Here is a 13,710-nt window from a genome sequence, read left to right on the forward strand (position 1 = left end):
GTATGAGCAATGAATCTATCACGCCGAACTGTTCGCGTTCGGCGTGTAGTTGCTGTAACCATTATTGCACAACGGATAACGAGTAATAGTCCACGTCCTGCTCAGAATAATCATAAGCAAAGCCCAGTTTCTTCAACACCTTGACCGATCCTACATTGTCAGGCTCCACACCAGCAATAAACCTAGCAGCGTGCTCTTGCTCACTCAAATAAGACACCAGTCCCTGCATTGCCTCGGTTGCCAGCCCTTTGCCCCATTGGGCTTCAGCCAGCACATAGCCCAAGCGGTAACCATTATCTGATTCTGGAAAAACAAATAGATACCCCGCAACCTGCTTTTGATACGTAAGCCTCAATACGGCACCAGTTTGCGCCATGCTGTCCAGCCAACGATCCACATCATCAGTGGAGGTAAAGTTCTGACAAGAGGGCGGTAGGTAACGGCTGACAGACTCGGTAAACATGGTCATGATTTCCGCTTGGATCCCCGGCATCGATTGATCAAGCGTCACGGCATCCAATCGGTTGGTTGAGAAAGTCATCTCTATCTTCATGTTAATTTTCCTTTATTTTGCTACCGCTATCTTAATAAAATTTTTTACTGCTGAAGATAAATATTTCTCTGTTTTCATCCCCAAGCTGACTCGCTATGTTCACACTTCTTTTCCACGTCACAACTTACTTTCAACCCAACATATATGCTTAGAGGCAGTTGCCTCTAACATGAAGGAGAACCTCATGGACGTGCTTATTTTGGCCGGCCTTATTCTGCTCAATGGCGTATTTGCCATGTCAGAAATCGCTCTGGTCACTGCACGGAAAAGTCGCCTGCAAAAACTCGCAGGCAATGGAGACAAAGGCGCGGTAAGTGCCATCAAACTTGGCGAAGAACCCACTCGCTTTCTATCTACCGTGCAGATTGGTATTACCGCAATCGGGATCCTCAACGGGATTTTCGGCGAAGCCGCCCTTGCAGGCCCACTGGCTGAACATTTACAGCAGTTTGGCCTCAATGCTAAAACCAGTTCAGTTACCGCGACCACCATCGTTGTTGTTGGTATTACATACCTGTCCATAGTGATTGGCGAACTCGTTCCAAAGCGTATTGCTCAACTCAACCCAGAAAGCATAGCCCGCCTGATGGCACGCCCTCTGACCGTGTTGGCCAGCCTGTCACGGCCATTTGTTTTCTTGCTAACAGCATCGACCGAATTCACCTTAAAGCTGCTCGGAAAACACAACCAAGATAACCAAGCCGATGTGCTGACCGAAGAAGATATCAAGGCTGTGCTCGCAGAAGGCTCACAAAATGGGGTGATAGAAAAGCAGGAACACGCCATGGTCAGAAATGTCTTTCATTTTGATGATCGTAAAGTCACCTCGCTGATGACGCCGCGCAGTGAAATTGTGACGCTGGATTTAGACAAACCCAGCGAGAGCAACCTTAACTATCTGATTGCATCCAGCCACCAGCATTTCCCGGTGATCCAAGGCAATATGGATAATCCCAAAGGGGTCATTACCACCAAACAATTACTGCAATATCACATCGCCCAACCTCGCGGCCCGATAGAGCATTACCTGCTGCCGCCGGTGTTTATCCAGGAAAACTGGACCGGCAACCAATTGCTGGAACATTTCCGCCATTCCGGAGATGTGATGGTCTTTGTTGCCGATGAATACGGAGATGTTCAAGGTATCGTTACCCCGAAAGATATTTTGGAAGCCTTGGCCGGGGAATTCAAAACCCGCTCTCCGGAAGATATCTGGTCGGTAGAAAATGACGATGGCAGTTGGTCGATGGATGGACTGATCCCCATCTTGGTGATGAAAGATTTACTCGAGATCGAAATGTTACCCGACGAAACACAACACGGCTACCACACCTTGAACGGTATGTTGATGTGGAACCTGAGCAGGCTGCCTACTGTCGGTGATAGTGTTGAATGGGAAGGCTGGCATTTTGAGGTTTCCCAAGTCGATGGTAACCGGGCCGATAAAATCAATGTGACTCGACAAGAGCCTGTAGATAACGATGCTGATGTCAAAGCCGATATAACAGACGGTAACACTACCGATGCAAAAAATAACAACTGAAGACAAAACAAATAAAGAAGGCTGACAGCAATATTTTACATTACCCTGTCTTTGATGAGTAAATTCGCGGGTATATTCCGCCGACAACCGGTGAACAACCACACTCACCACAGTAATTGGCCTAACAGCATCGCTGTTATTTCTGAAGATTATCGATGAAAACACATTTCATGTTATTGGCACTGGGTCTTGGCTTGCTTGGTGCTTCTACTCTTGCCCAAGCTGACGACAAAATCACCTTGGGCAGAACTATCTTGCTAGGTAAAAGCGATCACGGCGCACAGATCCCCTTGCTAGTATGCCGTCGGGTTGATGCGATAAAAGTGAAAGCCGAGCGCGATATGCGTTTAGAGCGAATAGTGGTTACCTTCAACAATGACGACACCAAGACCATCCATTTCCATCGTAAACTGGATAAGCATGACCAAACGGACTGGCGCAAGTTTGCTTACACCCGCTGCGTGAAGAACTTGGAAGTATTCGGCAAGGCCGAAGACTCATCGGCAGGTGTCAGGGTGTACGGACGGCAATAACCGCCTTCTACATCATAAAAAAGGCAACGGTATTTGCCGTTGCCTTTGCACTGTTCCATTACACTGAGGTCATTCAGTATGATAAGCCAGCTGGGTCACCTCAGAGTCGGCCTGCCACTGCTCGCTACCCTGCCACCAATATGTCGTCTGGAAAGGCTGTGACATATTCAAACTTTGACCAATCAAGGGAGTCACCAATTCCACATTATGAGTTTGCGCCTCAGCAATCAGATCATTAACCGGCTCATCCCATTTGTGCAGGAACAATTCAAACGTTGACCAATGGACAGGAAACAGTTTATCACCGCCGACGTCAAGGTGAGCCTGCATGGTATGGGCGGCCTGCATATGGCCCCAGCCTTCTACCGGGTAGCCTTTGCCATCTTTGACATTTGCCGCGACCTCGATAAAGGTCATATCAAACGGACCTAACCGCTCGCCAATTTGTTTAAAATGATCGCCATAGGCCGAATCACCACTAAAGAACACACTGCCCGCTTCAGCCTGAATTGCCCATGATGACCAAAGGGTACTGTTGCTATCGAACAAGCCACGACCTGAGTTATGGTTGGCTGGCGCCGAGGTAATACGTACTGTACCGACGGCAACGCTTTCCCACCAGTCAAACTCTTCGATATTGCTTGGTTTCACCCCCCACTTTTCAAGATGGCGACCCACGCCTAGTGGAACGAAAAACCTCACGTTTTTATCAGCATAAAAACGGGCGGTTTTCTCTTCCAAATGATCGTAGTGGTCATGGGAGATTAAAATCACATCCGGCTGAGGCAAGCTTTCACGGCTGACCGGTGCATCGACATTGCGAGAAAACATTCTGGAGAATGCTGACGGTGATGCGTAATCAAATACCGGGTCAATCAGCATGCGCATACCGTCAGCTTCAAGAAACAAAGACGAATGCCCCAACCAAGTAACACGCAAAGCGTCGCTCGGCTGCTCTAGCGATGGAGTATCTACCGCCTGGAACTGAAGACGTTGCTGGGGTTTAAGCTGATCGCGCTGCATGAAGAATTTCCACATGACCGACAGCATACCCTCTTCACTTGTGACACTGGGCATATGACTAATGGCTTTGCCATCTTTGAATTGAGGCGAGCTGGCAATACGCGCTTCCCGGATCTCCTGGCTACGCAGATAACTGCCGTCTGTATTTGCACTTCCACTGTTGTATACCACTAAGCCAAGGGCACCCATTACGGCAACCAAAGATGCTTTCAGTGTAGTTTTCATTTGTTGCTAGCCTCAAAAGTAAACGATGGTGTATACTTTTCATCATAGCCATTAAACTTAGAAAGTAAACACACCCGTTTACCTTTTAATTCTACATCATTACGTATATGGGTAATTTTTATGGGTAAAGTCGCTGAAATAAAACAGGAAAATATCGTCAGTGCTGCACTGGAAATTTTTTCAGAAAAAGGGCTAGAACAGGCGAGTATGGAAGCTATCTCGAAAAAAGCCGAAGTCTCCAAGCGAACGCTTTACAAGTATTACCCGACCAAAGAGAGCTTGTTCGAAGTCATTGTTGAGCGACTTGTGTCCAATGTGAAGGTGATCAGTGCCATTCCGTTTATCCAAGCTCAAAGCGTTGAATCGCAGTTGAATCACATCGCCCAACAGGAAGTAGAGTTACTCTGCAGCCCCTGTTTCATGGCTGTTGCCAGGGTGGTCATGAGCGAGTGTATCCGCTCCAAAGAGCTGGCGATGTTAATGGTCGAGAAGTTTCAGCCTCTCGATGGCTGCAATGGCCTCACCCACTGGATCCAAGATGGCATTGAAGCCGGCAAACTTGATGTCGCCCATCCTGATATTGCTTCAGAGCAGTTTATCGCCAGCTTGAAGGCCACTATTTTCTGGCCTCAAATCATGACCCATATGCCAGCACCAGATGCTAATGTTCAGCAGGCCACCATAAAATCGGCAGTTAAACAGTTTATCGCGGCCTATGAAGTTAAGCCTAACTAACCGACAACACAGAGATATAAGAACTTCTACACTTATTGTGAAATCCACAACAAGGAATATGCCATGTACCGTGCTTTGGCTTGCCTATTTACCCTGCTCATTAGCATGGGAGTATGTGCTGATGTGAAGATCTCTGGCGACGGGTTCGAGCTCAGTAAAGACTGCCTAAAACTAGAGTCGGACAATGTCAAAATCACCTCGGAAGAGTGTGAGCAATGGAAAAAGAACCAAGAAAACCGCAGTGTTCACGGCAATGACAACCCGGGCAAAGGTAATAAAAAAGATAAGAAACCCAAAAAAGAAACCTACTGAGCCATCACTCTCCATTGGGCGGGACAAGCACTCCGCCCGACAACCAATCCCCCCACAGTTAACTATGTATCAACATTGATTCTGACATCCAAAGTTCACAATGACAGCATACATTACCGTTAGGGCAAGTGATCGCTTACTTAGCTTTCAGCGTTAATCACAAAACACATATCACAGCGGTTAGTAATTAGGAGTATAACGATGACTCAGGAAGCATTGCTATCATTGATGAAGCGAGGACAATTCACGCCAACGATTATCAATACCGCAGACTCAACCTGCTACTTGATTGGTGGTGAAGACGACAGAGGTAACTTTTACCACTTGAAGGACCGCGATCACCATTCGGTAACTGGACAATCACTGCATGAAGCAAAAGAAAAGCTCTGTAAACTTGGTATCCACCAAGCGGTATTTGAAATGATCACGCCCTACGATGAAATGATTGGTTGTAGTGAGGGTGCAGGTGGAAAAGTTCGCTACGAAATTACATTCTAACTCACTTGCCCACCTGTAGCCGCAGTGTTGGTTATGCTGACTGACGGATCATCAGTTCAGTACCGAGCTCAATCTTTCGCTCGGTTTCTTGCTCTTCGATCACATTGACCAGCATGGTCGCTGCCTGCGATCCCAACTGAAAGATGGGGGTATCGACTGTTGTTAACCCCACCGGCAACATGTCACTGTTGGGGATATTATCAAATCCAGCAACAGCGATATCGCTCGGGATAGATAATCCTTTTTCCAACAAGGCTTTCATTGCGCCAATTGCCATCAAATCTGACGCGGCAAACACAGCGTCAAAATCAATTTCTTTCATCTCAGACACAATCCGGTAGGCATCTTCCTGATAGTAATCCGCTTTGTAAGCCCAACTCTCGTCAAATTCGATACCGTTATCCTGTAAGGCCTGACGATATCCCTCGAAACGATCCCGCGCCGCTTTAATCACATCCAATTTACCAAGGAACATGATTTTTCGGTAACCGCTCTCGACCAAGTACTGGGTCATTCGATAAGCAGACTGGTAGTGCTCGACCAGCACCGCATTGACAGCGTCATCCTTAAGATCCCTGGCAATAGAGACAATTGGCACTTTATGATCAAATAGCGAAAGAAACTGTTCGTCTGGCATTCGGGTACCCCAAATCAATAACCCGTCATAAAGATTAGAGTTCAATTCCCCATGGATAAATGTCAGTTCGTTTTCCGCCTTGGCCATACGTAAAGTCAGCTCATAACCATGCTGATTCAACGATGCTCCGATCCCATTAACCAACTTATAGATATACGGATTGGTCAGGTACTCATAATCTGGGCCCGAGATAACAAGGCAAATATGTTTGGTCGACTTGCTTGCAAGCATTTTAGCCGCACGGTTTGGCACATAATTCAGCGATTTCGCCGCTTCCATCACCTTGGCTTTGGTTGCTTCGCTCACCCGGTTTTTATTGTTCAGTACATACGACACCGTCACTGCCGAAACACCTGCCACTTTGGCAATATCTTTTAATGTCGCTGCCATTTATTACTCCATCACCTCGCCTAAACCTCTCAGCATAGACCTCAGCTTTCTCGCTAAAAAAGACTTGCTTAACGATGCCCTACGTACCATTCAGCGTATGAACATCTCAGTTGCAAGCATTATACCGAAACATGAGCCAGCGCACAGAGCGCCACTTGGCAACTTTAACAAGATCACATTTTCACAGGGAAAACGTTTTCACATCCTACTGAGCTGACTATTATCACCTCAAACCTGCTTAAACGCTTAAGCAAGCAAAAAAGCGTTCATTAAATTAAGAGTAACCGGTATGAATAACACCTTTGAAAGCCGCCAGTATGAGATTGTTGTTGTCGGTGGCGGGATCTCCGGCGTCTGTGCAGCATTGGCCGCAGCACGCCATGGGGCGAAAGTCGCACTGATCCAAAACCGCTCGGTATTAGGGGGGAATGCCAGCTCTGAAGTGCGGATGCACATCTGCGGTGCTGATTATCACGCCAGTAAACAAAATGCCCGCGAAACAGGGATCGTCGAAGAGATCTTGCTCGATAATCGCTTGATCAATCCGCAGCACTCTTTCTCCGTGCTCGATACTGTGCTGTGGGAAAAAGCCACCTTCCAAGACAATTTGGATCTGTTCCTCAATACCCATATGACAGACGTGCAAATGGAAGGTGATCGCATCGTATCGCTAAAAGCTGAACAAACGACCACAGAACGCCGCTTTGAGTTTTTCGCCAGTAACTTTGTCGATACCTCTGGTGATGCTGTGCTATCGCTGCGCGCCGGAGCGGATATCCGTACCGGCCGTGAAGCCAGCCATGAATACGATGAAGAGCTCGCACCAGAACAACCTGACAATGTGATGATGGGCAATACCCTGATGTTTGAGTCCAAGGACATGGGATATCCGGTGCCGTTCAAAAAGCCTAGCTGGGCCAATACCTATACCGAAGACGATCTGAATGATCGCAGCCACAAAGACATCACTGCCGGTTACTGGTGGATCGAGCTAGGCGGCACTGATCTCAATACCACCCGTGATGGAGAAGTGATCCGCGATGAACTGCTCAAGGCGGTCTATGGTATTTGGGATCACATCAAGAACGGCGGGGATCATGGTGCCGACAACTATGTGCTGGATTGGGTTGGTATGCTGCCGGGCAAGCGCGATAGTCGCCGGGTATTAGGTGATTACGTATTGAATGCCAACGATTTGTTTGGTGCCCGAGTCTTCAAGGATACGGTTGCCTACGGTGGCTGGCCAATGGACATGCACGTCAAAGACGGTCTGAAAAGCAAGGATTCACCTACCAAGTGGATCGAAACCAACGACATGTACGCCATCCCATACCGCAGCCTGTATTCCCGCAATATCAGTAACCTATTTGTCGGTGGTCGAAACATCAGTGCCTCACACATGGCCTTCGGTTCAACTCGGGTGATGGCAACCTGTGGCGTGATTGGTCAGGCAATCGGTACTGCCGCTGCAATGACCATCGAGAAATCGTTGACTCCGCGCGATGTGAACTCCCACATCAAAGAACTGCAATACCGCTTGCTCAAAGATGACTGTTACCTGTTCGGTGTTAAAGACACCGATCCAAACAACCTTGCCCTACAAGCAACCGCAACCGCATCTTCCGAGCAAACCGGCTTTGAAGCAAACAAGGTCATTAATGGCTTGCAGCGTAATATTGGCGATCAGCAAAACCTATGGATTTCCCAGCCGCTGACTGAAAACGGCGTAATGCTAAAACTAGACTTCGGCCGTACTATCAATACCTCGGAAATGATCCTCAACTTCGACTCCAATCTGTCGAACGAACTCATGATCACCATCTCCAAGCCCAACAAAGCAGCCCAACGAGAAGGCTTCCCGCTGGAGATTGTCAAAGACTACCGCATTGACTACCTACTGGGCGGCCAAGTCGTCCACCAACACTCTGTTACCGAAAACCACCTACGCCACAACAAGATCGCACTCGAAAAGCCCGTTGACTGTGATGCTATCCAGATCACAGTCACAGCAACCCATGGCGATCCTTGTGCCCGAATCTTCGAAGTTAAAGTATTCTAATAACGATATAGGAATGAAACGATGAGCATCTTAGACGTAATAGTCCTCATAGCTTTCCTGGCCGGCATGGTTGGGATTGGCTACTGGTCATCCAAGCGGATGACCAACAGTGCTGAAATGTTTTCTGCCGGCGGGAAATCACCGTGGTGGATGTCAGGCATTTCAGCGTATATGACCATGTTCTCTGCTGGTACCTTCGTGGTATGGGGTGGTGTCGCCTACCGCCTCGGTGTGGTCGCCATAACCGTCTGCATGAGCATGGGCGTAGCCGCTCTTATTGCCGGTTACTTCTTTGCCGGTAAATGGAAGGAATCCGGTGCGACGTCCGCCGCAGAGTTCGTGGGTAAACAATACGGGCAAGGGGTACTGCAAATGTACACCTGGCTGGGTATCGTTACCCGCATTATCGGTGTATCGGTCGCGCTTTATTCCGTTGCTGTCATTGTCAGCTCGCTGATCCCACTGTCATCAGGCAATTTCTTTGCCGATGACAATGGTTTTTTAAGTGTTAACTGGCTGATTTTTATTGTCGGTACGGTGATTATCCTCTACACCTTCCTCGGAGGGTTGTGGGCAGTATTACTAACTGACTTCACCCAGTTTATAGTGCTGATGTTGTCGGTCTGCCTGATCCTACCGATGATTTACAGCCTTGGCGGCGGTAGCGAAAACATTCTAGCCAATCTACCGGAAGGGCACCTGTCGTTCTTCAACAGCAGCTATACCCAGATCTTCATCTTCGGTTGGATCTTGGTGCATGTGTTCAAAGTCGGCGGTGAGTGGGCTTTCGTCCAGCGTCACCTGTGTGTCGAGTCGCCAAAAGATGCCCGTAAGGCCTCTTACCTGTTCGGTGCGCTCTACATCATCACACCGATACTCTGGATGCTGCCACCGATTATCTACAGCACCATCAACCCGGACGCCAACCCAGAGCAAGCCTACATTTTGTCAGCTCAAGCCGTGCTACCAGTGGGTATGCTTGGCCTTGTCGTATCATCAATGTTGGCAGCCACTGCGAGTATGGCTTCTTCCGAACTGAACGTGTTCTCCGGCGCTCTCACGACCGAGTTCTACGGCAAACGCATCAACCCGCAAGCCACTGATGAGCAGATGATGAAAGTCGGTCGTATGGTGACCATCATGCTGGGTATGCTGGTGATAGGGATCAGTATTTCCATTCCATATTTAGGTGGCGCTGAAAAGCTGATTGTCAGTATAACTAGCCTGTTTGTTGGCCCGATGGTAATGCCAACCCTGTGGGCACTGTTTGTCAGTAAAGTTACCAAACTTCATGCTTATCTGACGGTGGTTGTGACGGCTGCCACAGGCTTCCTACTACAGTTTGTACTGTCAAAAATTGACGGGGTTGCGGCCAACATGGGCGTGATGAATCAGGCGGTTGGACTTCTTGTACCCATTGCGATGCTGCTGATTGCGGATAATATAATGAAAAAAAAGCAGCTAACGGTCGCCTCAACCACTAGCTAACGAAACAATAACTTTACACGTGACAAAAAAGCCATCCCGAGGTATGGCTTTTTCATCATTAGAATACCGATTATTCTACGACAGTTTCAGGATCGACCTCTTCTTCAGAGTCCGCATCCATCGCATCGTCTACATCCGCATCCTCGTCCGCTCCTGCATTAGCGGAATTATCGACATTGAGTAACAAGCCGCCAGCAAAATCATCCGTGGCAACAACTGAATACACACCACCGTCTTCAACCATGGCTGTCGCTTCAACGGCTGGAGTAAAGGTATCATCACCTTGCAGGATGACTGCGAGCATATAAGTACCAGCAGGCACGTTGAGTACAGCACTTTCAGTAAAGTCGACACCTTCAAGTACAATGGTTGATTCACTGAACATACCATCAGCTGAAGCATGGATATCAACGAGCCCCAAACCGCCTGCGGTTGGACTGGCATGGACAACACGTACCTTGGCATAGGTTGCAACTGAACGGAGATCTTCTTCAATAACCACGGGTTCAATCGTTTCATCCGTCACATTGTCTAATTTACCCATCGCATAAATGCTAGTTGCACTACCGGCGGTAAATTCCACTCCCGGCGCTTCGATCACCACTAATGAATTATCAGATGAAGCAGCGACACCAAGATCATAACTTCCTGCATCGACATCCAAACTGCGGAACTCTTTGAATTCGATGTTAGTTAAACCATCAACCTGTGCACCTGAAGCCAGTACATCTACTGGTGGAGCATCATCAACAGCATGTACCACTCTTACTGTGGCTTTTTCTCCGGTGCTACGCAGTACTGCTACGCCTTCGCCGTCAGCGACAAGGAGGTTCACAGGCGATACAGCTCCCCCGCCGACATTAGGCACGGCAGAGATCATTAAATCACTACCACCAGCCAAATCCAGTTCGCCACTATCAAAGGCAACATCCTTCGAACCACTGACGGTGACACGAATACGATAGGTGCCAGGTTCAATAGTGACAGGCAGAATATCACTGTCGATGGCGAATCCTAGTCCGGGCACTGCAGGATCAGCATCGGTAATCGCTTCGTCGGTGGTAAGGTAAATATCGACAGGAGGCACATCGGGATGGGCATGCAGTACGTCCAAGCGCACTTCGTCACCTGTAGGGGCAATATCTTCTCGACTGAGAACAACTGGCGCGATATCCGCAGTCTGACCAACGGCAAACACGTCGTATTGCATGTCCGGCGCGAAATCGAGATTCTCATTGATCACTTCCAGGGTATCTTCGCCAGTGAGCAAGGCTTCAACAGCAACCTCGTAGGTACCACTGTCTACAGACAATAACCCGCTGGCAACTTGATAGTCGACCATCTCCAAGCCTTCAACCGTTGTTCCATTGAGATTGATAGCTACGAGCGGTGCATCACTGCTGGCATGGGTTACGCGCAACTTAGAAGTCGCGGTTGTTGTATCGTCATCATCACTGTCTAAACAACCTGAAAGTGCAATGGCAGAAATTACGGCAAGTGTTACTGGCTTGGCATTCATCAGTTCGTTCCTCAACGTTTGACTGTGACGATAAATACGCATGCCATGCTTTTATCCGATCACAAAAAATAATCTCATTTTTAAGATTTTCTCGGCCCCACTAGAAACACCTAGTCATCCAAACTCGATTTCACCGCGTAAATATTAAAAAAAGGAGATTGCATAGTGTCGCTAACCAGTAACGAATGTAAGCGTTTACCCTTTCTTAAGTGCACTGAACATTTTATGCCTATGGGTAATGGCAAAATCAGTGGTACCGGATACAGCTTCACGCATACGGTATCTGATGGCCTGCGCGCGGGCGGTCTTTGGTTAGTGATGCAAGATGATTCAGGACAAGCTGCCAACAACAACGGCGATATCATCATGTTTGCTGCTATCGAAGATGTAGATTGGCTCAGCGAAAGTCAAATTAAACTCAAGTTAGCAATTGAACACTGGGGCAGAGTCACTTCAGCAGTGACCAAACAGCAAAAACTCGAAGGACAGCTCTACCCACTATGGCAAAACAGTTATCTCCCCATGGATGATATTTTGGTTGCTCGCCTCATTGAATGTACCCATCAATTCCATCCTAGTGAACGTCACCATCCGATCAGGCTTGAACATGAAGCAGCATTTTCTGCAGCACTCCTTGAGGGCACACCCCATCAACTCAATACTAATTGGGTTTGCTGGCGTTGGCTGGAGATACTCCCTATCCCCTTAGACAAAAAGCAGCGGCTGCTTAAATCCCCAGATGCCCGACTGTGTATCAGGTATCTGAAAAAAATCATTCACCAAAGTGATCGTTTCAATTAGTTTTGGCGTTTATTGCAAACAGACATATGCTTTGCAGATAGGGTTATGATGAGAACACATGCAGTAATGCAGTCCGGGATCAGCAAGGAATCTATGATCAACGATGAAGCGCCCGCCATTGATGTGGCACAGCTACTCAACAATATTGCCGATACCCGCTGTCGTCGCAGCTACGAACAGCTGTTTACTTCCGTCGCCCCAAAATTGCTCAACTTCTCCCGCAAGCAATTACGTGATGAGTCGATGGCAATGGAAATTGTCCAGGAAACTATGCTCAAGATCTGGCTCAAAGCTCATCTTTACGATGAATCTAAAGGAGCCGCTCTGACTTGGATTTACTCAGTTGCAAGGAATGTTAAATTCGATTTACTTCGAAAATCAAAACATCAGCAAGACTGGGTACAAGGTGACGATCTCTGGCCAATCCTCCATGAGGAGCTGGATGATGACAAGCTTCCCAATGAGTTTCATGCCATTGTCAGCCACGAGCTTGAGAATGCCATTGCCGCTCTACCTCCAGCCCAAGCCGAGGTTGTTAGGATGGTCTGTATGCAGGGCGCATCACACCAAGATGTTGCCGATGCCCTTGATGTGCCACTCGGCACAGTAAAAAGCCGATTACGTCTTGCCCTGCAAAAAATGAAGGAGGCCCTAGATGGCTAATATTCGCTTTCACCCCAATCATGACCTCCTCAATCGCTACGCCTGCGGTGAGCTAGAGTCATCATCAAGTATCATGCTAAGTGCTCACCTGGAGCTTTGCCCTCATTGCCGCCAGAAACTGTCGTCCATTGAAGCCGAGCAAGCCAGACAGCTAGAGAAAAGCGAGCCCGCAACGTTATCACCTTCACTGAATGCAATGATGATGGACATCATGGCCCAAGATTCTGTCGATATTCCGGTACTCGATGAGGCTCCTGCTAGCCAATTAGCACTGGAAGACAAAACATACCCACTTCCATCGATATTACAGCGGCACAATGACAAGATAGGTCCTTGGTCCCGCTTGCCGGGCAACATCAAACGGGCTCAAGTCGACGTCAGCGGTGACAGCCAAATGAATTTCATCTATATGGACTCTGACAGCGCTTTACCAGAGCATACCCATCAAGGACAAGAGATTACCTTGGTGCTGGCGGGTGAATTCTATGACGAGGACGGTACCTATCAGACAGGTGATTTCATTGTCCAGACCCAAGAGGACAAACACCTGCCAAGAACCCGCGAAGGGCAGGATTGTTTATGCTTAACCTTGCTCAATGCACCGTTGCATTTCACCTCGGGGCTCGCTACCTTGCTCAATCCATTCAGCCAATTGTTCTTCAGGCGTTAGCAACCAAACTGAAATGGCAATAAAAAACCCCGTTGTGCAGAACGCACAACGGGGTTTGTTT

The 13,710-nt window shown here is 48.1% G+C and carries 14 protein-coding genes; 10 read left to right on the top strand and 4 right to left on the bottom strand.

What is annotated here, in order from left to right; translation table 11 throughout:
* Nucleotides 1-61: 61 nt before the first annotated feature.
* The gene (locus ACVA58_RS09455; protein WP_446510194.1) at nt 62-553 is read right to left on the bottom strand and encodes a GNAT family N-acetyltransferase; all 492 of its coding nucleotides are present in this window, start codon (nt 551-553) and stop codon (nt 62-64) included.
* Nucleotides 554-737: 184 nt separating this feature from the next.
* On the opposite strand from ACVA58_RS09455, the gene ACVA58_RS09460 reads away from it, so the two are divergent.
* Together ACVA58_RS09460 and ACVA58_RS09465 are read left to right on the top strand one after the other, a co-directional pair.
* A complete protein-coding gene (locus ACVA58_RS09460; protein ID WP_446510195.1) occupies nt 738-2,096 on the top strand; it encodes a hemolysin family protein in 1,359 nt (452 codons plus the stop codon).
* A 155-nt stretch (nt 2,097-2,251) separates the two neighbouring features.
* Entirely contained in the window at nt 2,252-2,629 is a 378-nt protein-coding gene (locus ACVA58_RS09465) for a DUF2541 family protein (RefSeq protein WP_446510196.1), read from the top strand.
* A gap of 69 nt (nt 2,630-2,698) precedes the next feature.
* On the opposite strand, the gene ACVA58_RS09470 is transcribed toward ACVA58_RS09465, so the two are convergent.
* Complete coding sequence (locus ACVA58_RS09470; RefSeq protein ID WP_446510197.1) at nt 2,699-3,877, bottom strand: MBL fold metallo-hydrolase; 1,179 nt, start codon at nt 3,875-3,877, stop codon at nt 2,699-2,701.
* 120 nt (nt 3,878-3,997) lie between these two features.
* On the opposite strand from ACVA58_RS09470, the gene ACVA58_RS09475 reads away from it, so the two are divergent.
* From ACVA58_RS09475 to ACVA58_RS09485, 3 genes are all read left to right on the top strand, one after another.
* Complete coding sequence (locus ACVA58_RS09475) at nt 3,998-4,612, top strand: TetR/AcrR family transcriptional regulator (RefSeq protein ID WP_446510198.1); 615 nt, start codon at nt 3,998-4,000, stop codon at nt 4,610-4,612.
* 63 nt (nt 4,613-4,675) lie between these two features.
* A complete protein-coding gene (locus tag ACVA58_RS09480) occupies nt 4,676-4,924 on the top strand; it encodes a CG2 omega domain protein (RefSeq protein ID WP_446510199.1) in 249 nt (82 codons plus the stop codon).
* Nucleotides 4,925-5,125: 201 nt separating this feature from the next.
* A complete protein-coding gene (locus tag ACVA58_RS09485; protein WP_446510200.1) occupies nt 5,126-5,422 on the top strand; it encodes a DUF6482 family protein in 297 nt (98 codons plus the stop codon).
* 31 nt (nt 5,423-5,453) lie between these two features.
* Here ACVA58_RS09485 and ACVA58_RS09490 read toward each other — a convergent pair whose 3' ends face one another.
* Nucleotides 5,454-6,449: a LacI family DNA-binding transcriptional regulator gene (locus ACVA58_RS09490; RefSeq protein WP_446510201.1), complete on the bottom strand. Its 996-nt coding sequence runs from the start codon at nt 6,447-6,449 to the stop codon at nt 5,454-5,456.
* A gap of 289 nt (nt 6,450-6,738) precedes the next feature.
* On the opposite strand from ACVA58_RS09490, the gene ACVA58_RS09495 reads away from it, so the two are divergent.
* Nucleotides 6,739-8,508, top strand: a complete 1,770-nt coding sequence (locus ACVA58_RS09495; RefSeq protein ID WP_446510202.1) for an FAD-dependent oxidoreductase — start codon at nt 6,739-6,741, stop codon at nt 8,506-8,508.
* 21 nt (nt 8,509-8,529) lie between these two features.
* Nucleotides 8,530-9,996 carry a sodium:solute symporter family transporter gene (locus ACVA58_RS09500; RefSeq protein ID WP_446510203.1) on the top strand — a complete coding sequence of 489 codons (1,467 nt, stop codon included), beginning with the start codon at nt 8,530-8,532 and terminating at the stop codon, nt 9,994-9,996.
* Between the two features lie 70 nt (nt 9,997-10,066).
* On the opposite strand, the gene ACVA58_RS09505 is transcribed toward ACVA58_RS09500, so the two are convergent.
* Entirely contained in the window at nt 10,067-11,515 is a 1,449-nt protein-coding gene (locus ACVA58_RS09505) for a DUF4397 domain-containing protein (protein ID WP_446510204.1), read from the bottom strand.
* A 165-nt stretch (nt 11,516-11,680) separates the two neighbouring features.
* Between ACVA58_RS09505 and ACVA58_RS09510 the strand changes: the two genes are divergently transcribed.
* From ACVA58_RS09510 to ACVA58_RS09520, 3 genes are read left to right on the top strand one after another with little or no spacing between them, the layout of a single operon-like run.
* Nucleotides 11,681-12,316 carry a hypothetical protein gene (locus ACVA58_RS09510; RefSeq protein ID WP_446510205.1) on the top strand — a complete coding sequence of 212 codons (636 nt, stop codon included), beginning with the start codon at nt 11,681-11,683 and terminating at the stop codon, nt 12,314-12,316.
* Nucleotides 12,317-12,361: 45 nt separating this feature from the next.
* Entirely contained in the window at nt 12,362-12,979 is a 618-nt protein-coding gene (locus ACVA58_RS09515; protein WP_446510206.1) for a sigma-70 family RNA polymerase sigma factor, read from the top strand.
* Nucleotides 12,972-13,649 (top strand): ChrR family anti-sigma-E factor, encoded by a 678-nt coding sequence (locus ACVA58_RS09520; RefSeq protein WP_446510207.1) that lies wholly within the window; start codon nt 12,972-12,974, stop codon nt 13,647-13,649. Before ACVA58_RS09515 ends, ACVA58_RS09520 begins: the two co-directional genes overlap by 8 nt.
* Nucleotides 13,650-13,710 lie beyond the last annotated feature (61 nt).

The sequence above is a fragment of the Photobacterium sp. DNB22_13_2 genome, assembly GCF_052873915.1.

Coding starts and splice junctions, on each gene's coding strand:
- ACVA58_RS09485 (WP_446510200.1), top strand. CDS start 5,126: ATGACTCAGGAAGCATTGCTATCATTGATGAAGCGAGGACAATTCACG.
- ACVA58_RS09455 (WP_446510194.1), bottom strand. CDS start 553: ATGAAGATAGAGATGACTTTCTCAACCAACCGATTGGATGCCGTGACG.
- ACVA58_RS09495 (WP_446510202.1), top strand. CDS start 6,739: ATGAATAACACCTTTGAAAGCCGCCAGTATGAGATTGTTGTTGTCGGT.
- ACVA58_RS09465 (WP_446510196.1), top strand. CDS start 2,252: ATGAAAACACATTTCATGTTATTGGCACTGGGTCTTGGCTTGCTTGGT.
- ACVA58_RS09520 (WP_446510207.1), top strand. CDS start 12,972: ATGGCTAATATTCGCTTTCACCCCAATCATGACCTCCTCAATCGCTAC.
- ACVA58_RS09470 (WP_446510197.1), bottom strand. CDS start 3,877: ATGAAAACTACACTGAAAGCATCTTTGGTTGCCGTAATGGGTGCCCTT.
- ACVA58_RS09500 (WP_446510203.1), top strand. CDS start 8,530: ATGAGCATCTTAGACGTAATAGTCCTCATAGCTTTCCTGGCCGGCATG.
- ACVA58_RS09490 (WP_446510201.1), bottom strand. CDS start 6,449: ATGGCAGCGACATTAAAAGATATTGCCAAAGTGGCAGGTGTTTCGGCA.
- ACVA58_RS09480 (WP_446510199.1), top strand. CDS start 4,676: ATGTACCGTGCTTTGGCTTGCCTATTTACCCTGCTCATTAGCATGGGA.
- ACVA58_RS09515 (WP_446510206.1), top strand. CDS start 12,362: ATGATGAGAACACATGCAGTAATGCAGTCCGGGATCAGCAAGGAATCT.
- ACVA58_RS09460 (WP_446510195.1), top strand. CDS start 738: ATGGACGTGCTTATTTTGGCCGGCCTTATTCTGCTCAATGGCGTATTT.
- ACVA58_RS09505 (WP_446510204.1), bottom strand. CDS start 11,515: ATGAATGCCAAGCCAGTAACACTTGCCGTAATTTCTGCCATTGCACTT.
- ACVA58_RS09475 (WP_446510198.1), top strand. CDS start 3,998: ATGGGTAAAGTCGCTGAAATAAAACAGGAAAATATCGTCAGTGCTGCA.